We start from the raw sequence: 18,584 nt of genomic DNA on the forward strand, positions 1-18,584 counted from the left end.
CCGCGCGGAAGTCATCCGGCCATGATCCGCATCCTGACCCTGCTCGTTCTCGCCATCAGCCTGGCGGCGGCTCCCGCGCATGCGCAAATGCGGCGGATCACCGCCTCGTTCCAGAACGTGGAGATGCGCGACGTGGTTCGCGCGTTTGCCGAGTTCTCGGGATCGTCCATCGTGGTTGGGCCGGACGTTGCCGGAGTGGTGACGGCGGAGGTGCGGAACCAGCCGTGGGACGTGGCCCTGCGCGCCATCGTGGAGGCCTACGGTTTCGGCGTGCAGGAGATTAGCGGGGGGCTGCTGCGCATCGACTCGGCCGTGCGCATCGCGGGGCAGCGGCCGGACGCGCCGCTGGTCAGCCGTGCGATCCGGCTGAACTACGTGCCGGCCGAAAGCATCGCGGCCGCGCTGGAGCACGTGCTGACGGAGCGGGGCAGCATCTCCGTCCTGGCCTCGGCCAACGCCGTCGTGGTCACCGATACGGAAGAAGCGGTCGCGCGGGTGGTGCGGCTGATCGGCCATCCTTGAAGACTGTCAGGACCAATCGGCGTCGCACGTTCTCAGGGGCAAGAAACGAGGGTATCCGCTCCCTTTTCCGCCGCCCGACGATGAAGATCCTCACTCCGCTGCTGCTTGCCCTGACCCTGTCCGGCTGCGCCCGGCCGTTCCTGCTTCCGCGCGACGAAGAGGGCGAAGTGGCGGCCCAGCGCCGCCGCTGGGAATCGCAGAACCTGGACGACTACCGCTTCACCTTTGCGCGCACCTGCTTCTGCGTGCCGCTGGGCGCGGTGGTGGTGGAGGTGCGCGACGACCACGTGGTGTCCGTCAAGGATGCGCAGACCGGCAGCCCGGTTACCGGGCCCGAGGCGCAGGGCATCCCCACGATCGACGAGCTGTTCGATGCGATCGACGCCGCGGCGGACGAAGGGACGTACCTGGACGTGAAGTACCACTCGTCGCTGGGCTACCCCACCGAGGCGGAAATCGGCACGCTGGCCAACGACGCGGGCGTACGGTACTCCGTCGGCAGCGTGCAACGGGTTCCCTGAACGCACCTGAGTGAAACGCGAAAGCCCCGGCTGCTCGGCCGGGGCTTTCGCGTTCCTGGACGAACGATCGGCTCAGGCCGTCTCGGCCTTGTCCAGCATCTGCGGGAGGGTGACCACTTCCTTTACGTGCAGCTTGCGCTCGCCGCGGGGAAGCTGGATGCTCACCTTGTCGCCCTTCTTCTTGCCCATCAGCTGCTGCCCCAGCGGCGACGCCATCGAGATCTGCCCGCTGTCCAGGTTGTCCTTGTCGATGAAGTCGCCGAAGGCCAGCGTGAACACTTCCTGCTCGCGCGTGCGCATGTCCGTCACCGTCACCCGCGAGCCGAAGCCCACGCGGTCGGCGGGGATCTGCGACAGGTCGATCTTCGACAGCTCGCCGGCGCGCATGGTCAGGTGGTTCAGCCGGGCCTGGATGAACTGCTGCCGCTCGAGCGCCGCCTTGTACTCGGAGTTCTCGCGCAGGTCGCCGTGCTCCACGGCCTTCTTGATGGCTTCGGGAAGCACCACCTGCAGCTCGTGCGTCAGGCGCTCGATCTCTTCACCCAGTCTGTTCTTCAGCTCGTCGAGCATGTAGCGGTTCCGATGATGGACGGTCCACGTGCGGCAAAGGGGGCAAATGTAACCGCAACCCGTCGGAGCGCGCTACTGTGGAGGGGATGGGAGCCCGCCAGCGTGAGGGCGCAGCGGGGGAAGGGGCCTGCGGAAAGTGAAGGGGCGAAGGCGATCATGTCGCCTGCGCCCCTGCCAGGTGCCTTGCACCGCGCATCCGCCGCGTTGCTCAGAGCCGTTCGAAGCGGATGTCGTCGATAAAGTTGCCGTAGTCGTCCCCGCCCGCATGCGCGAACTCGAGGTGCGCCTGCTGGGTAGAGCGTACCCGGAATGTCCGCGCGAACGTCGTCAGCGGGGCGTAACTTTGCAGGGTAACGGTTTCGCTGAACGCACTCCCCACGGAAATCCGCATGGTGTTCGGCGGCTGGTTCGGCCGCGGCGTGCCCGACATTCTGAATTCGAGCCGGTAGGTGCCCGGCTTCAGGTCGAAACGCTGTTTGGAGCGGAGGGTTCCCGCGGCCTTCGTCGTGCCGTCCAGGTCTACGTAAAGGCCCTGCGCCTTGGGCAGAAAGTCGTCGAAGGGCGCCGTGCCCACCAAGTCCACGCTGCCGGACGTCACGTCCCAATTCACGAACCCCGTGTAGTTCAGCTTGTACAACCCCGAGTTTTCCATGTTGAAGCTTTCCACCATTAGAACCTCGGGTGGAGCGGTGGGCGAGTTGCACGCCATCAGCGGCAGGAACATCGACGCGCTCATCAACGGAACGAGAAAGCGCATTGGTCTCTCATACGGAAGGTGAAGCCCACACACGGGCAACCGCCCCGAAGGGGACGATAATTGCAGAATATCACACCCAAAACTTCTGGGCAAGCGCAGACGGGGCGCTACGGCTCCACCGTGCGCGCGTCCGTCGTCCGCCGCGCCAGCATCACCGCGGCGGCACCGCCCAGCAACTCGGCGGCGATTGTCCACAGGCGCGCCGCGATGGCCAGCACCGCCGCCACGCCCGAAGCCATGTACGGCTCCAGCAGCATCTTCATCGACACCTCGCGCAGCCCCGCGCCCCCCGGCAGCGGCGAGACGTAGCCGAACACGAACGAGAGCGCATTCACCCCGGTCAGCGCCGGCATCAGCGACCACGGCGCGTCGATCAGCGACGCGATGAACAGGTGGTAGGCTGCGCCGTACAGCAGCCAACTCACGATCGACAGGCCCAGCAGCATCAAGCCATCGATCCACCCGCCGTTCCAGCGGATCACCTCGCGCTTCAGCAGGCGCGGGATCGTGGAAAGGAGGCGATTCAGGAAGGCCGGGTGCACGGCGAGTATAGCGCCCGCGGAGAGGGCGAGGGCCGGCCACAGCGGGTGGACGCCGCGGAAGATGCCGCCCGTGACCGTCCACGACGCCACGACCACGGCGGAGAGCAGCGACATTCCCGTGTGCACCAGCATGGAAGTCAGCAGCACGGCGCCGGACAGCCCCGCCGACCTGCTGAGCTGCGCGACGGCGATGAACTGGAAGACCTTGCCGGGAACGTAGCGCGCCAGGTTGGAAAGGAACCAGATGCGCTGCAGCGCGCCCAGCCGCACGGGCGGATGCTCGAAGTGGCGCAGCACCCGGCTCCATACCCACACCCCCCACGCCAGCACCAGCACGTGGGCCGCCACGCTGGCCGCCAGCAGGGCGGGGTTCGCCCGCCAGTCGAAGTCGCGAAGCTCGGCCCAGTGCGAATGGATGGTCGCCGCCAGGTACCAGACCGTGGCGGCGACCAGGAGGAACGCGACGGCCCGGCGCAGGGCCGGCGAGCGCTTCACGCGTCCGTCGCCTCCACGGCCGCGGCCCCGCGGCGGCGGTGGCGGAACAGCAGCCAGGCGCCGTACGCCGCCAGCAGCGCCAGGCAGGCCAGGTAGATGGAAAAGCCGGTGTGCAGCGCGGCCGAGCGGAAGGTGAACTCCACCGTGTGGGTGCCCGCGGGCACCACCAGGCCGCGGAAGGTGTGGTTGGTCTTGTAGACCGGCGTTTCGCGACCGTCCACCGTGGCCCGCCAGTCCGGGTACCAGTTGTCGGCCAGCACCAGGTACGCCGCGCGGTTGGCCGTCGTGCGCACCACCACGCGGTCGGGCTCGTGGCTCACCACCTGTGCGTTCCCCTGCAGCGGCCCCGCACCCACGGGCGGCGCGCCCGTGGTTTCCACGACCGCCGTGGTGCGAGGGTCCCAGGTGGTGTCCTGGAGGGCGGCGAGCGACTGCGCGGGCCCCTGCACGGCGGTGACGCGCTCGGCCAGGTAGGCGCGGGGCAGGGCCAGGGCGTTCTCGTACACGATGGCCTGCTCGCCCCGGAACACCTCGCGCAGCCACGGCATCTGCACCTGGGCCGAGATCACCAGGTACCGCACGTTGGCCGCCGCCAGAAAGCGCGGGTCGGCGAAGTTGTGGAAGTCGACGTACGTCTGCGTGCCGGCCCCGGCGAACTCGTTGTAGCTTTGCAGCTGGTTGCCGTGCTCGCCCGCCGCGCTCTCCAGGCCGAACCACATCGGCTGGTTGATGAACCGCGGCCAGGCGCTCTGCCCGGGAACGGACCAGTAGCGGAACGGCTTGGGCTGCTGCATCAGGAACGAGGTCACGTCGTCGGGGGCGTAGGCCACCTCGGGCGCGTCCATCGTCTGGAAGAACTTCTTTCCCACCATCCACAGGTCGGCCACGGTGATCAGCGACAGCAGCGCCATCGCCGCCACGCTCGACAGCTTCCGCTCCCACCAGGCCCAGATCGTTCCCGCCACCGCCGCGGCGAACAGGGCGAACCGCATCCACCCCTGCGACGGCGTCAGGCCGCTGGTGCCCTCCGCCATCCCCGCCGCGCCGCTGCCCAGGAACATCGCTCCCAGGACGGCGACGCCCACCACGCCGGCCCCGATCCACAGCACCGCTCCCGCGTCGTCCGTGGCATCCGTCCCCGGACGCCGTTCGCCCCGGGCGGCGCGCAGCTCCGCCAGGCGCTCCAGCGTGATCGCGGCCATGCAGATCAGCGAGAAGCTCAGGACGTAGTACGCCAGGTCGGGCGCGCGGAACCGCTTGAGGCCGGGAAGCACGTCGTAGTAGAGCTTGTACAGGGGCGTGTTGCCGCCCAGCGCCAGCGTCAGCGCGAACAGCCCCAGCCCCGCGAAGAACCACCAGTAGCGGTTGCGCCGCGAGTAGTACGCGCCCAGCGCCAGCAGCACCATCACCAGCGCGCCCACGTATTCCGTGTGAAGGCGAAAGGCGTTCTCGCCGCGGTAGACGGGAAACACGTACTCGCCGCGCTCGTTCTGCACGTTGGCGCCCACCTGCTCGGGCACGGCCAGCCCCAGCACGGCGCGCGGCGGCATGGAGAACGAGGTGGAGTACTCGTATCCGCGCCCGCCCGTCATGCCGCGCGGCGACTTGTCGACGTAGTTCTGGAAGGGGAGGAAGTTGACGGCCGCCGTCACGAACCCGAACGCCACCGCCGCGATCCCCAGCGCCGCCACCTTCCCCAGCCGCGCGGGCTCGCGGTGCACGCGCAGCGACACCAGCAGGAACGCGGACCACACCCCCGCCGCCAGCAGCAGGTAGTATGCGTTCTGGATCTGGAACGAGAGCAGCGCCATCCCCACGGTCGCCGCCGCGCCCACGAACGGCGCCACCGCCGCGGTGCGGATCCCCCGGTGAAGGAAGTAGAAGAGCAGGGGCGCCAGGGTGACCACGATGATGCGCCCGTCGTGGCCCGCGTACACCCACGACGTCAGGATGCCCGTCCACTGGAAGGCCAGCCCCACCACGAACGCCACCCACTTGCGGCACCCCAGCTCCCGCCCCAGCAGGTACATCCCCCACCCCGCGATTCCGAACTGGATCCAGAACAGCAGGGGAAAGAACAGCCGGGTGGAGCCGGCGAAGTCCGCCAGCCAGCGCACCGGATAGTAGGTGCTGCCGGGATTGGAGAAGAGCGGCACCCCGCCGTACACGTGCGGCACCCACCCGGGCAATCCGCCGGAACCGGTCTTCTGGGTGATGAAGTCGTAGTAGAAGAAGCCGGACTGCGTGTAGTCGGTCCCGAAGATGTGCCGCCCGGGAAGGAACGCGGGCAGAAAGTACAGCAGCGCCAGCGCAAAGTAGAGCGCGGCGGCCCAGCCGGCGCCCAGCTGGGGCTCGGTCTCGGCGGGGGTGCCCAGCGGCGGGCGGCGGGGCGGGGGAGCGGTCTTCTTCATCGGGATGCTCGGGAACGGGACGCGGGGCGCCCCTCGGCGATTCGGTGGATGAACTGCAGGTGGTCCGCCGCCACGGCGTTCCAGCGGAAGCGCTCGGCCGATACGCGCGCCGACGCCGACAGGGCATCGCGCGCGGCGCGGTCGTCCAGCAGCCGCGCGGCGGCGGCGGCCAGCGCGGCCGCGTCGCCGGCGGGGACGGTGACGCCGCCGCGGGGCGGGTCCACCACCTCGGGGAGCGACCCCGCGGCGGCCGCCACGAGAGGTACGCCCGCGGCCATGGCCTCGGCGGCCACCATGCCGAAGCCCTCGAAGCGCGAGGGCATCAGCTGTACGGCGGCACCGGCGAACAGGGCCTGGCGCTCGCCCTCGCTGACGGCGCCCAGCATGCGGACGCTGCGGTCGATGCCCAGCTCGCGCGACATCGCCGCCACCCGGTCGGCGTCCTTGCCGCGCCCGGCGATCCGCAGCTCCAGCGCGGGCCGGCCGCGCACCAGCAGGGCGAAGGCCTGCAGCAGGGTGTCCAGCCCCTTCTGGAATACGTCCAGCCGCCCGAAGTACAGCAGGTACTCTTCCGGGCGCCGGGGGAGGGCGAACAGCTCGTCGGGCACACCGGCGTACACCATGTCGATGGGCACGCCCGGCGCGATGGTCCGCAGCAGGTCGCGCGTGGCCAGCGAGGTGGCGCTCAGCCGCGCGGCGCGGCGGATCATCGACGTCTCCAGCCGGCCGATGGCGGGGGCCAGCACCCGCCCCCACCGCTCCCGCGCCGTCGGGCCGCTCACGTGGTGGACGGTGATGCCCGCGGGGCGGTCCGTGGGGACGAAGACGGGGGTGTAGGTGGAAAAATCGAACACCGCCGCGTCGTACTCCGCCGACCTCAGCAGGGCGTTGGCCGCGCGGGCATACGTCAGGCGGCTCCACGCGTACGGGCCCGCCGCGCCCAGGCGCAGGTAGCGCACCCCGTCCACGGTCTCGTCCCGGGCGCCGGGGTAGCTCCCCGTGGCCACGGTCGCCTCGACGTCGTCCGCCAGGTGCCGGTACAGCTCGAAGACGCGGACGGCGCCGCCGCCCGCCACCCAGGGGTTGGCCGGGTCGTCGTAGATGACGTGAAGAACCCGCGGCTTCACGGGTCGCGGCGCGCGATGAAGAAGTTGCTGCCGATGGCCACGTCCCACATCAGCCGCATCGCCGGGTTCTGGAAGGGCCAGCGGCGCGACCCGAAGTACCCCGCCAGCGTTCGCTTCAGCCCCGGCCTCACCTCTTCCGGCCGGGCGATGCGGTTGCGCAGGTAGTGCACCCACAGCTCGCGGGGCGGCACCTCGATGGAAAAGCCCGCGGCGCGCAGCATCCGCTTGAGCGTGGGGCGGGTGGGGATCACCCCCACGTCGTAGGTGCCCTCGCCGCCGCCGCGCAGCTTTTCGAAGTACCAGATCTGCATCCGCCGCGGCATCAGCACCAGGCCGGCCAGGTCGTAGTGCGGATCGTTCCACAGGCTGTACGCCGAGAACGGCTTGGGCGTCACCATGTACAGCAGCCCGCCCGGCTTCAGCACGCGGCGGATTTCCAGCAGCGTCTTTTCGCGGTCGGTCACGTGCTCCAGCACGTTGTCCAGGATCACCAGGTCGAACGACCCGTCCTGCCAGGGCAGCGCCTCGGCGATGCCGCTGCGCAGCTCCACCTCCACGCCGTGCTCCTCCGCCCGCAGCCGTCCGCGCGCCAGGCTCTTCTCGTCGAGTTCGATCCCCGCGCACCGAGCGCCGCGCTCGGCGAAGGCAATGAGCACCCCCGCGTCGCCGCAGCCGATGTCCAGCACCCGCGCCCCCGCCGTGGCGAAGCCGGGAACGTACTTCTGCAGCGTGTCGACCACGTAGAACCCGCGCGCGTACTCGCTGACGTACAGGTTCTTCCAGGTGTCGAAGTTCTCGGAGTTCCACCAGCCGGCGCGCTCGGCCTCGAGCGCCGCCAGGTAGCGGGGCTCGACGGCGGAGGTGTCGGTGCGGCTGACGCGTGCTTGGGTCGTCACGAGTGCGGATGGGCGGTGCGTGCGAAGGCCGATCGGGGCGCGGCGGCCCCGTAGCGGCCGGCCGGGAACCGAAAACCCCCTCCTCGCCACGCGGGATGCGTTCGCGAGAGGGGGTATTCTACGCGCAAAGCCCCGCGCGCGGGAGGGCGGCGTGCCCGGAGCGGCCGCGGCTAGCCGTCCAGGTCCCAGCGCAGCTCGTCGATGCGCGTGGTCCAGGCGGGATCTTCGCCGTAGTGGCGAACGCCGATCGCGCCCTCGGCCGGGGTGTCGGCGGGCATGGGAACCGCCTCGAGCAAGGTGCCGTCGAAGTAGATCAGCAGCTCGCCGTCGCCCGCCTCCAGGCGAACCGTGTGCGGGGTGCCGCGCGGCCAGGCGACGTTGAGCGAGGCAAGTTCGTCGAAGTCCCCGCCCACGCGCGTGTACAGCGCCAGGTTGTTTCCGTAGAACCAGGGACTCTGGGCGTCGTCGCGAAAGGCCAGCAGCACGTAGTTCTGGTTGTCCACGAAGCGAAGGACCAGGCCGCCGTCGTCCGCCGCGTCGGACTTCGCTTCCACCCAGCCCGTCTTCATCCGGGTGCCCGTGCGCACCAGCACGTTGTGCTCGGCGGTGCCGCGGCCGCTCAGCACGCCGTTGGCCACCGACCAGGTGCCGCCTCCGTCGGTGAACGCCTGGTACTTGCCGATCGTATTGCTGGTGAAGGGGTCGCTCCCGGTGCCGTCTGAACCGGTCGACGACGACGAGCAGCCGGTGAGGGCGGCGCACGACAGGGCGGCAGCCAGCCGCAGGCAGTTGCGCATGGTCGGTTCGACTGTGGACGCGGGCGCCGGCAGGTCCGGCGCACTGGTGAACAACGCTTCAGGCCAGGAGACCGGGACGCAGGCGGCGGTGCGCGCCCTCCCGCGCCGGTCCCCGGACGCTAGGGCCGCCAGGCGGGCTCGCTGAGCGCTTCCGAATAGGGCAGGGGAATGCGAAGCCCGGTCGCCACCTGAACGACCTCCAGGCGGCGGCTGGCAACGTCGTAGCCGGCGATCCAGCGGTCGTCGGGAGACCAGTCGATGCCGAACGCATAGCTCCCGCTGCCCACCTGCCGATCGCCCGCTCCCGCGGACGACATCAGGCGGATGGGTCCGTTCGAGTTCCCGTTTACGTCGAGGTAGGCGATGGTGTCGCCGTGGGACCATTCCGGGGTGTGGCCGAGCACGTTCTGCAGCACCAGCTGCCCCGTCTGCATGTTCAGGATGCGCATGGTGACGTCGCGGCTGCTGCTGGCCTCGAGGAAGTACGCCACCCGGTCACCCGTCGGGGAGGTCGTGGGATACCCCTGGGTGCGGTCGTTGGCCACGAAACCGGGAACCAGCTGCAGCCCCGTGCCGTCCGCGCGAACCCGGTAGGGATAGCCGCGGGAGACGTTGTTGTAGCCGCCGAAGTACACCCACTGCCCGTCGCGCGAGGGGTGCGGCCACACCTCCCCCGCCAGGGGATTCGTGCCCTGCACCAGCGGGCGGGTGGTTCCGTTCAGGTCCGACACGAAGGCGTGGCCGATGTGCTGGGTGCTGAAGACGAACATCTGCCCGCCGGGAAACCACCGCGGAGAGCGGGTGGCGCTCATGGCCACGATGCGCTTGTAGCTGGAGCCGTCAAGGTTGAAGCCGTAGACGCCGTCCGGACCGACGGCCAGCAGGTATCCCTGGGGAACCACGCTCACCGCCACGGTCCGGCTGAGCGCGCCCGCCGAGAGAGTGAGCGTCGCCCGGCCGACCGCCTGCCCGCTCACCGTGGCGCCGCTCACGGTCGCCACGGACGTCGCAGACGAGGTGGTCGAATGCGCCGGGGTGGGGATCGCGTTCCACCACCGGTCGGTGGCGCCGACGCGCAGGGCGTAGCTGCCCCCCGCGAAGACCGCGGTATCCGCGGGGCTCACCGTCAGCTGCGCGGGAGCGCCCGCGTTGATCGTGAACGAGGCCGAGCCGGCCAGGCCCAGCGTGGGCGCGGTGATGGTCACGGTCCCGGCGGCGGCGACGACTCCCATCCGCACCCGCATCACCGCGCGGCCCGTGGCGTCGGTCACGGCGGTCGCCGCCCCCTGGTAGGGGTCTGGTGCCGCCGCGCTCAGCAGCAGCGTCGGCTGGTCAAATCCCCGCAGCCGTTCCACGCTCGACTCGAACCGAACGGAGATCCCCTCCCGCAGCTCGCCGGCGCTGTCGCGCACCTCCACGATCAGCGGCTGGGGGAGAAAGGCAGTCACGGTGTCGGTGACGCCGGCCCCGGAAACCACGCGGATGCCGGCGGGTTCCCGCTTCTTCGTTCCGCCCGGGTTCTCGCACGCGCTGGCCACCAGCGACACGACCAGCAGGCTGAGCGCGCCCACGGCGATCCGGACGTGCTTCGGAGTACGGAGTTGATGAAAACGCATGGTGATCGATGGAGCGGGGAAGGGATGGTTGCGGAAAGAGAAAAATCTAACACGAACAAACGTTTCAAACCAGCGAGTCATGACAGGGAACCGGGCCCTGATCAGCGCCCCGCCACCCGCCGGTATACCTCCGCCAGCCGCCCCACGATCACGTCCCACGAGAAGCCGGCCTCCACGTCCTCGCGCCCGTGCAGCCCCATCGCCCGGGCCGCCGCGGGGTCGTCCATCATCCGCGTAATCGCGTTCGCCAGCGGGCCCGCATCGCCGGGAGGAACGAGAAAGCCGTTGCGCCCGTCGCGGACGATGTCGACGATGCCGCCGGCCGCGCTGGCGATGGTGGGCTTGCCGTAGCTCATCGCCTCGAGCAGCACCACGCCCAGCCCCTCGGTGTCGCCCTTGGCGTCGACCACGGCGGGAAGCACGAAGCAGTCGCAGGCCGCGATGCGCGCCTTGAGCTCGTCCTGGGAAACGAAGCCGTGGAAGATCGCGCGCTCGCCCAGCCCCAGCCGCACGGCCTGCTCCTGCAGCCGCGGCCGCTCCGGGCCCTCTCCCACCACGCGGAGGAGGACGGGGCGCTCCGGCGCGAGGGTGGTCAGTGCGTCCAGCAGCAGGTGCACGCCCTTGCGCTCCACCAGCCGTCCGACGAACAGCAGCTCGAAGGGGGCCGCGGGGTCCGTGCGCGCGGGCGGAAGCCGGACCGGCGGCTCCACGGTTGCGCCGAAGGGGATGATGGCCGCGTCCGCCCCGGGCACCTGCCGCTTCAGCCGGCCCGCGGTGTAGGTGGAGATGGCCGTCACCGCGTCGGAGCCGCGCACGATGCGCCGCAGCACGGGGGAAAGGAACGGCAGCTCCTTTTCCATCCACGTCAGCTCCACGCCGAAGAACGTGGACACCAGCGGCACGCCGGACGCGCGCTTGGCCGCCAGCCCGATCACCCCGTGGGGCAGGGGCCAGAAGGCGTGCACCACGCCGAAGCGCCTCGTGCGCGCCAGCCGCGCGGCGGCGAGCGACCCGGAGGCCACGTAGCCGGGGACGAGGCCCAGGAACGCGGGCTTCTCGCGGATGCGGTCGGGCGCCGTCTGGTCGTGGGTGAGCGTTTCCCACGGGCGGGGCGCGTAGCGAAAGCGGTGGACCGTCACGCCGTCCACCGTCTGCGCGCGCAGGCCGCGGTAGGCGGGCGCCAGCACCTCTACGTCCACGCCCAGCGGCCGCAGCCGGCGGATGGTTTCCACCATCCAGGGCGTGATGACGTCGTCCGGGTCTCGCGGATAGGCCGAGACCAGGTACAGTACCTTCACTTGTGGGAGGGGGAGCGCCGCGATAGGTTGTGCATCTGCCCAAACTAGGGGCTTTTCCCAGCAAATACAAGCACTCCCCACGCGTTTCGGACGTTTGCAGCGCGCCCTCGTCATCATCCCGACCTTCAACGAGAGCGAGAACCTTCCGCGCCTCGTTCCGTCGGTTCTCTCCCGCGATGAGCGGCTCGAAATCCTGGTGGTCGACGACAACTCGCCCGACGGAACCGGCCGCCTCGCCGAAGAGATCGCCGCGGCCGAGCCGCGCGTGCACGTCATCCACCGCGCCGGAAAGCTGGGGCTGGGAACGGCCTACATCGCCGGCTTCAAGTGGGGGATCGAGCGCAAGTACGACATCCTCTTCGAGATGGATGCGGACTTCAGCCACGATCCGGCGCACCTTCCCCAGTTCCTGGAAGCGGTGCAGGACTACGACCTCGTGCTGGGGTCTCGCTACCTCCACGGCCGCGTCACCGTGGTCAACTGGCCGATGGGGCGCCTTTTGCTCAGCTACTTCGCCAACTCGTACGCACGATGGGTGACGGGGCTGCCCATCGCCGACGCCACCGGCGGGTTCAAGTGCTTCCGGCGGCAGGTGCTGGAGTCCATCGAGCTGGACCGGGTGGAAAGCAACGGCTACGCGTTCCAGATCGAGATGAGCTTTCGCGCCTGGAAGAAGGGGTTCCGCCTGGGCGAGATTCCCATCATGTTCGTGGACCGCGACCTGGGCGAGAGCAAGATGAGCAAGAAGATCGTCCGCGAGGCCGTGTGGCGCGTCTGGCGGCTGCGCTTTCTGGCCGCCACCGGGAGGCTGGAAAGCCGCCCCGCGCTGCGCGCCTGAGCCGGACCCCGTTTCTCTTCCGCCGATACCGAATGCACGAGTCCGCGCCCGCTTTCGTCCGTGCCCTGGCCGCCGCCGTGCTGCGCGACGGCGACCCCGCGGCCCGCGCCGCCGAAGCGCACGCGGCCCTGGCGGAGGTGCTGGCCGGGCAGAAGAGCCTGGTGCTGGACGTGCAGTTCACCGGCTTCACCCACAAGGGCCAGCTCGTGGGCGGGGTGGATCCACAGGTGCTGCGCGCGGCGGGGCACCTGATCACCCTGCGGGTAAACCGCATCGGCTTTACCCCCGACGCGCGCGCGGCGGACCTGCAGGACACCTTCTTTCATCTCGCCCGCGGCACCGGCGAGCTGGGCGAAGGCGGAATCGTCGGGGCGATGGCGGCCGCGCGCCCGTACGGCGTGTACCTGAGCACCTCCTCGGCCGAGGTCTACAAGCCCGCCCCTCGCACCCCCGCTGCGCCCGCGGCCGACTCACCACCGCCCTCCGCCGCTGCTCCCGCACAGCCGTCGCCCGCCGAGACACGGTCGGCTCCCGCCGAGGCGCCATCTGTCACGGTGGACGCGCCGGCTCCGGCCGTCGTGGAACCCGTGACGCCGGGCGCGTGGTCGGACAGCGACTTCGAGAGCACGGAGCTGGGGGAGTTCGAGATCCTGGACGCGGACGCCCTTCTCGCGCGCCCTCCGGGCAGCCCAGGGAGCCCCGCTTCGCCGTCGCGTGGGGCGGGGGAGCACGGGCGCGACGAGCCGCCCGTCAACGACATGTTCCACTTCTTCCGCACCTCGGCCTCGGCGGACGAGCAGGCCGAAGCGCTTCCGCGGCTGCTGGCTGCAACGGACAACGTGTCGCGGTTCGACGAGCTGGCCGACACGGCGGTGCGCGCCGCGGTGCAGCTGCTTCGCTCCGACGCGCACGCCGAGGCCGTGGAGGTGCTCGACGCCCTGGTGCGCGAGGCGCAGCGGCCGGACCGCACGCGCCTGTTCCGCGACTCGGCGCTGCAGGCCATCCGCCGGGTGGGCTCGGCCGAGACGCTGCAGCGGCTGGTGGAGCTGCTGGGGCACGGCCGCATTGAGCGCGAGCGCATCCTGCGCTTCCTGGCGTTTACGGGCGGCGACGCGCTGCTGATGCTGGAGGGCTTCATCCACCGCTCGCCCGACGCCGAGTCGCGGTCCGACGCGTTCCGCACGCTGCTGGCGGCGGAGGGAACGGCGGACCGGCTGATCGCGCACGCGGTGCAGGACCCCAACCCGGTGCGGGTGCGCACGCTGCTGGAGCTGGCCGGGGGGCCGGGGGTGGACCCCGAGGTGGCGCGGCGCTGGGCGGCCGAGGCGGCGCGGCACGCCGACGCGGGGATCCGCGCGGACGCGGCGCGCTCCGCGGCGGCGCTGGGCGGGCGCGGGTCGCTGCGGGTGCTGGTGGACCTGCTGGGCGACCCGGAGCGCGTGGTGCGCCGCGAGGCGGTGCAGGGGCTGGGCAGCTTGGGCGAGACCGCGGCCGTTCCGTTTTTGGCGCGCGTGCTGAACGACGGGAGCGACGAGGAGCTGCAGGCGCTCGCCGCGCAGTCGCTGGGCCGCATCGGCTCGGCCGAGGCGCTGCCGGGGCTGCTGGGGGTGGTGAACAAGCGTTCCTTGTTCTCGCTCAACAAGGTGACGCGCCTCAAGATGGCGGCCCTGCAGGCCATCGCCCGCATCCGCACGCCGGGCGCCCGCGAGGCGCTGCAGTCGGTCGCCACGGGCCGCGACGAGTTGGCAGAGGAAGCGAAGAGGTTGCTGGCCAGCCTCTGAGAGCGGCTGACAGCCGAGAGCCTCGCAAAGATCCCGCGAGGCTTCGGTTGCGTGCCTCAAGCCGCTCTGTCATCCCGAAGGAGCGCCCTCCGCATCCTCGCCCGAACACCACCCTCCGCAGCGACTGAGGGATCCGCCACACAGCTCGCGTGATGCGGGCTGATCCTGAGCGCGCTGCGACGAGTGTGTGGCGGATCCCTCAGTCGCTGCCATCTCCGGTGTGAAGGCAGGTCTGTCGTCGCCGCTCCATCGGGATGACACCGGGAGCCGATCCCGTGCGTGCCGATGACGGCCGGGACGTCGTCTCCTGAGGCCGAAACGTGGCAGCGGGGCATTGTCGCGGTTCCGAACTCTCGTGTCGGATCGACGCGCCACCTGTGGCACGATCTCCCGCCTGAAACACCCCCCAACCAGTGGCAAATCCCGCAATCCACAGCGCTCCCGCCTTTATCCACACTTCTCCACATGATTTAGTTTACATAATGTATATTATACGCATTGGTTCAGGGATTGCGCTTGGCCCGAGTCCCATCTGACCCAGGAGCCAACGAGATGGCACGCGCAATCTGGAAAGGAAGCATCAGCTTCGGCCTGGTCCACATTCCGGTGGGCCTCTTCTCCGCCGAGAAGACCAACGACCTGAGCTTCCGTCAGCTCGACCGCCGCAACCTCTCGCCCGTCGGCTACCGGAAGTACAACAAGGCCACCGGCGAAGAGGTCGAGAGCGACGTGATCGTCAAGGGCTACGAGTACGAGAGCGGCCACTACGTCGTGCTCAGCGACGAAGACCTGCTCCGGGCCAACCCCGAAAAGACGCAGACCGTCGAGATCACCGACTTCGTGGACCTCGAGGACATCGAGCCGGTGTTCTACGACAAACCGTACTACCTGGCGCCAACTGGCAAGAACGCCAAGGGCTACGCGCTGCTCCGCGAGGCGCTGAAGCGCACCCGCAAGGTGGGCATCGCCAAGGTGGTCATCCGCTCGCGCGAGTACCTCTCGGCCGTGGTGCCCCAGGGCAACGTGCTGGTGCTGGAAATCCTTCGCTTCGCCGACGAGATCCGCGCCACCGACGACCTGGAGGTGCCGGGCGAAGACCTGCAGGCCATGGGCGTCAACGATCGCGAGATCGAGATGGCCGAGCGCCTGGTAGAGGGCATGACGGCCGAGTGGTCGCCCGAGAAGTACCACGACACGTATCGCGAAGACCTGATGGGCCTGATCCAGGGGCGCATCGACAGCGGCCAGACCAACGAGCCCGACGAGTCGCCGGTGCCCGAGGTGGGCGAGGCGCGCGGGGACGTGATCGACATCATGTCGCTGCTCAAGCGCAGCGTCGAAGCCACGACCGGTGGCGCCAACGACGCGGACGAGGCCGAGCGCCCCGCGGCCAAGGCGCCGAAGCCCGCCGCGGCCAAGCCCGCAGCCGCGCCCAAGGCGGTGGCGAAGTCTGCCGCCAAGCCACGCAAGGCGGCCTCGGCCAGCAAGCCTTCGCCCCGCTCCGCCGCGCCGGCCAAGCCGCGCGCCAGCAGCAGCAAGAAGCGCAAGGCCGCCTGAACCCGCGCGCCTGAATGGGCCTCGACGAGTACAAGCGTAAGCGCGACTTTCGCGTCACCGCAGAACCAGAAGGGCACGTCCACCCCGCGGGGGACGTGCTCTCCTTCTGCATCCAGAAGCACGCGGCCAGCCACCTTCACTACGACTTTCGCCTGGAGCTGGACGGCGTCCTGAAGAGCTGGGCCGTCCCCAAGGGGCCCAGCCTGGATCCGTCCGTCAAGCGCCTGGCCGTTCACGTCGAGGATCACCCCATCGAGTACGGCGTCTTCGAGGGGATCATCCCCAGGAAGGAATACGGCGGCGGCACCGTGATGCTGTGGGACCGCGGCCGCTGGACGCCGGACGAGGACCCGCACCAGGGCTATCGCAAGGGACACATCCGTTTTCACCTCCACGGCGAGCGGCTGTCCGGCGGATGGCACCTGGTGCGCTCGCGGCGGCCGCGGGAGGAGGGCCAGAAGGAGCAGTGGCTGCTCTTCAAGGACGACGATGACGTCGCGCGCTCCGAGTCTGCCGGCGTCATCACGGAGGAATTCGTCACCAGCGTGGCCACGGGCCGCACGATGGACGAGATCGCCGCCGACGCCGACGCCCGCTGGGACTCGAAGGCGCCCGCGGCCGAGGCGCTGATCCGCGACGGCAAGCCCTCGAAGGCCGCGAAGAAGCCCGCCGCAAAGCCGAAATCCACCCGCTCCGCCAAGCCCGTGGCCTCCCCCGCTCCCGGCGTGCCCGGCGCCCGCAAGGCGGCGTTCCCTGCCGAGTTCACCCCTGCCCTGGCCACCCTGGTCGACGAGGTGCCGGCCGGCGACGGCTGGATCCACGAGATCAAGTACGATGGATATCGCCTCGTCGTGATGCTGCGCGGCGGCAAGGCGCGGCTGGTTACCCGCAATGGCAACGACTGGACGGACAAGTTCCCCGAGATGGCCGGGGCGCTCTCTGCCCTGCCCGCCCGCGACGCCATCCTGGACGGCGAGCTGGTGATGCTGACGCCTGGCGGCACCTCGAGCTTCCAGGCGCTGCAGAACGTGCTGAGCAGCGGCCGCACGGCGGACCTGGTGTTCTACGCCTTCGACCTGATGCACCTGGACGGGATGGACCTGCGCGGGTCTCCCCTGCTGGCCCGCAAGGAAGCGTTGCGCGGGCTGCTGGCGGGCGATCCCGCCGGCGCGGTGCGGTTCAGCGACCACATCGTGGGGAGCGGGGGCGTGTTCCATCAGCAGGCGTGCGCGATGGGGCTGGAGGGCATCATCTGCAAGCGGGCCGATGCGCCGTACGCGCAGAAACGCACGAAGGACTGGCTGAAGGTGAAGTGCCTGCTGCGCCAGGAGTTCGTCATCGGGGGCTTCAGCGAGCCGCGCGGCTCACGGTCGCACTTTGGCGCGCTGCACGTGGGCGTGTACCGCGACGGCGAGCTGGTGCACTCCGGCAAGGTGGGCACGGGCTTCAACGAAGAGGTGCTGCGCCAGGTGCACGCCCGGCTGAAGAAGCTGAAGCGGGCGGATTCGCCCTTCTCCGACTTCGGCCGGCGGGGGCGCCAGCCGGCCGGGGTCACCTGGGTGGAGCCCACGCTGGTGTGCGAGGTGGAGTTCACCGAGTGGACCGGCGACGGCATCCTTCGCCACCCCGTCTTCCAGGGGCTGCGCGAAGACAAGCCGGCCACGCAGGTGGTGCGCGAAGACCCGCGCGCCCTCCCCGCGGGCGAGTCCGCGGCCGCGGGGTCCGATGCCGCCAACGCGAAGGGCCGCGCCCGCGCGCCGGCGCGCGGCGCGTCGAAGGATGCGCCCGCGGCCCCGTCCAGCCGCCCCGTGCCGCCGTCGACCAAGTCCGCATCCCCGCGGCGCGGCAAGGCGCCGGACGTGGAGGTGGAGGGGATCCGCCTGTCGAATCCCGACAAGGTGCTCTTCCCCGCCCTGGGCACCACCAAGCTGGACCTGGCGCACTACTACGAGGCCATCGGCGAGTGGATGCTGCCGCACATCGTCGATCGCCCGCTGACGCTCGTCCGCTGCCCGGAGGGGGTGGGCGGACAGTGCTTCTACCAGAAGCACGGCGATGAGCACTTTCCCGCGCAGGTGGGGCGGACGACCATCCTGGAGAACGACGGCGATCCGCGCGTCTACACCTACGTAGATTCGGTCGCGGGGCTCGTCGCCATGGTGCAGATGGGCGCGCTGGAGCTTCACGTTTCAAACGCGCGCCGCGACAGCTTCGAGAAGCCCGACCAGTTCGTAATGGACCTGGATCCCGCGCCGGACGTGCCGTGGGCGCGCGTGGTGGCGGCGGCGTTCCAGGTGCGCGACCGCCTGGACGAGCTGGGGCTGCGCAGCTGGGTGAAGACCACGGGCGGCAAGGGGCTTCACGTGGTCGTTCCCATCGCCCGGCGCTCGTCGTGGGACGAGGTCAAGGACTTCACCAAGGCCCTGTCGGCGGACCTGAGCGCCGCCAACCCGGGCAAGTACCTGATCAAGGCCACCAAGGCGGCACGCAAGGGCAAGATCTTCCTCGATTACCTCCGCAACGGCCGCGGCGCTACGGCCATCTGCGCCTACTGCGTCCGGGCCCGTCCCACCGGCGCCGTCTCGGTCCCCATCGGCTGGGACGAGCTGACGGCGGAGCTCCGCACGGACGACTTCACGCCCCAGGCCGTCGCCGAACGTATCCAGTCGCTCCAGGGAGACCCGTGGGCGGAGTACTGGACCACGCGGCAGTCGATCACCAAGCAGATGCGGGCCGCGGTGGGGTTGACGTAAGCCCCGAATTGCGTTCAATTTGGCTCCGTTCCCGCCAGCATCTGAAACGCGTTGCGCGTGCTTGGTCCCAGGGGCTGAACGCGCTCTCCCTCCATCGGTGTGA

Annotated in this window: 15 protein-coding genes; 6 read left to right on the forward strand and 9 right to left on the reverse strand. The window is 70.1% G+C overall.

Annotation, left to right across the window (positions count from 1 at the left end; translation table 11 throughout):
• The first annotated feature begins 21 nt into the window (after positions 1-21).
• Positions 22-522: a secretin N-terminal domain-containing protein gene (locus VF632_RS06570; RefSeq protein WP_331022066.1), complete on the forward strand. Its 501-nt coding sequence runs from the start codon at positions 22-24 to the stop codon at positions 520-522.
• Between the two features lie 80 nt (positions 523-602).
• The gene (locus VF632_RS06575; RefSeq protein WP_331022067.1) at positions 603-1,043 is read left to right on the forward strand and encodes a DUF6174 domain-containing protein; all 441 of its coding nucleotides are present in this window, start codon (positions 603-605) and stop codon (positions 1,041-1,043) included.
• A 72-nt stretch (positions 1,044-1,115) separates the two neighbouring features.
• On the opposite strand, the gene VF632_RS06580 is transcribed toward VF632_RS06575, so the two are convergent.
• From VF632_RS06580 to VF632_RS06620, 9 genes are all read right to left on the reverse strand, one after another.
• Complete coding sequence (locus tag VF632_RS06580) at positions 1,116-1,613, reverse strand: GreA/GreB family elongation factor (RefSeq protein WP_331022068.1); 498 nt, start codon at positions 1,611-1,613, stop codon at positions 1,116-1,118.
• Positions 1,614-1,821: 208 nt separating this feature from the next.
• Positions 1,822-2,370 (reverse strand): hypothetical protein, encoded by a 549-nt coding sequence (locus VF632_RS06585; RefSeq protein WP_331022069.1) that lies wholly within the window; start codon positions 2,368-2,370, stop codon positions 1,822-1,824.
• 107 nt (positions 2,371-2,477) lie between these two features.
• Positions 2,478-3,407 (reverse strand): lysylphosphatidylglycerol synthase domain-containing protein, encoded by a 930-nt coding sequence (locus VF632_RS06590; RefSeq protein WP_331022070.1) that lies wholly within the window; start codon positions 3,405-3,407, stop codon positions 2,478-2,480.
• A complete protein-coding gene (locus VF632_RS06595) occupies positions 3,404-5,818 on the reverse strand; it encodes a YfhO family protein (RefSeq protein WP_331022071.1) in 2,415 nt (804 codons plus the stop codon). The genes VF632_RS06590 and VF632_RS06595 overlap by 4 nt, the downstream gene beginning before the upstream one ends.
• The gene (locus VF632_RS06600; RefSeq protein ID WP_331022072.1) at positions 5,815-6,945 is read right to left on the reverse strand and encodes a glycosyltransferase family 4 protein; all 1,131 of its coding nucleotides are present in this window, start codon (positions 6,943-6,945) and stop codon (positions 5,815-5,817) included. The genes VF632_RS06595 and VF632_RS06600 overlap by 4 nt, the downstream gene beginning before the upstream one ends.
• A complete protein-coding gene (locus VF632_RS06605; RefSeq protein ID WP_331022073.1) occupies positions 6,942-7,841 on the reverse strand; it encodes a class I SAM-dependent methyltransferase in 900 nt (299 codons plus the stop codon). The genes VF632_RS06600 and VF632_RS06605 overlap by 4 nt, the downstream gene beginning before the upstream one ends.
• A 170-nt stretch (positions 7,842-8,011) precedes the next feature.
• Positions 8,012-8,638 (reverse strand): hypothetical protein, encoded by a 627-nt coding sequence (locus tag VF632_RS06610; protein WP_331022074.1) that lies wholly within the window; start codon positions 8,636-8,638, stop codon positions 8,012-8,014.
• Between the two features lie 119 nt (positions 8,639-8,757).
• The gene (locus tag VF632_RS06615) at positions 8,758-10,254 is read right to left on the reverse strand and encodes a hypothetical protein (RefSeq protein WP_331022075.1); all 1,497 of its coding nucleotides are present in this window, start codon (positions 10,252-10,254) and stop codon (positions 8,758-8,760) included.
• A 101-nt stretch (positions 10,255-10,355) separates the two neighbouring features.
• On the reverse strand, positions 10,356-11,552 hold the full coding sequence (locus tag VF632_RS06620; RefSeq protein WP_331022076.1) for a glycosyltransferase family 4 protein: 1,197 nt from the start codon (positions 11,550-11,552) through the stop codon (positions 10,356-10,358).
• 94 nt (positions 11,553-11,646) lie between these two features.
• On the opposite strand from VF632_RS06620, the gene VF632_RS06625 reads away from it, so the two are divergent.
• The 4 genes from VF632_RS06625 to ligD all read left to right on the forward strand — a co-directional run bounded on the left by VF632_RS06625 (position 11,647) and on the right by ligD (position 18,481).
• Positions 11,647-12,390: a polyprenol monophosphomannose synthase gene (locus tag VF632_RS06625; RefSeq protein ID WP_331022077.1), complete on the forward strand. Its 744-nt coding sequence runs from the start codon at positions 11,647-11,649 to the stop codon at positions 12,388-12,390.
• 32 nt (positions 12,391-12,422) lie between these two features.
• Positions 12,423-14,171 (forward strand): HEAT repeat domain-containing protein, encoded by a 1,749-nt coding sequence (locus tag VF632_RS06630; RefSeq protein ID WP_331022078.1) that lies wholly within the window; start codon positions 12,423-12,425, stop codon positions 14,169-14,171.
• A 552-nt stretch (positions 14,172-14,723) separates the two neighbouring features.
• Positions 14,724-15,728, forward strand: coding sequence for a Ku protein (locus tag VF632_RS06635; RefSeq protein WP_331022079.1), 1,005 nt, complete (start codon positions 14,724-14,726; stop codon positions 15,726-15,728).
• Between the two features lie 14 nt (positions 15,729-15,742).
• Complete coding sequence (ligD, locus tag VF632_RS06640) at positions 15,743-18,481, forward strand: DNA ligase D (protein WP_331022080.1); 2,739 nt, start codon at positions 15,743-15,745, stop codon at positions 18,479-18,481.
• Positions 18,482-18,584: the final 103 nt, after the last annotated feature.

Origin of the sequence: Longimicrobium sp., from assembly GCF_036388275.1 — a bacterium.
GTDB lineage: Bacteria > Gemmatimonadota > Gemmatimonadetes > Longimicrobiales > Longimicrobiaceae > Longimicrobium.

Coding starts and splice junctions, on each gene's coding strand:
- VF632_RS06615 (WP_331022075.1), bottom strand. CDS start 10,254: ATGCGTTTTCATCAACTCCGTACTCCGAAGCACGTCCGGATCGCCGTG.
- VF632_RS06585 (WP_331022069.1), bottom strand. CDS start 2,370: ATGCGCTTTCTCGTTCCGTTGATGAGCGCGTCGATGTTCCTGCCGCTG.
- VF632_RS06575 (WP_331022067.1), top strand. CDS start 603: ATGAAGATCCTCACTCCGCTGCTGCTTGCCCTGACCCTGTCCGGCTGC.
- VF632_RS06630 (WP_331022078.1), top strand. CDS start 12,423: ATGCACGAGTCCGCGCCCGCTTTCGTCCGTGCCCTGGCCGCCGCCGTG.
- VF632_RS06595 (WP_331022071.1), bottom strand. CDS start 5,818: ATGAAGAAGACCGCTCCCCCGCCCCGCCGCCCGCCGCTGGGCACCCCC.
- VF632_RS06635 (WP_331022079.1), top strand. CDS start 14,724: ATGGCACGCGCAATCTGGAAAGGAAGCATCAGCTTCGGCCTGGTCCAC.
- VF632_RS06610 (WP_331022074.1), bottom strand. CDS start 8,638: ATGCGCAACTGCCTGCGGCTGGCTGCCGCCCTGTCGTGCGCCGCCCTC.
- ligD (WP_331022080.1), top strand. CDS start 15,743: ATGGGCCTCGACGAGTACAAGCGTAAGCGCGACTTTCGCGTCACCGCA.
- VF632_RS06570 (WP_331022066.1), top strand. CDS start 22: ATGATCCGCATCCTGACCCTGCTCGTTCTCGCCATCAGCCTGGCGGCG.
- VF632_RS06580 (WP_331022068.1), bottom strand. CDS start 1,613: ATGCTCGACGAGCTGAAGAACAGACTGGGTGAAGAGATCGAGCGCCTG.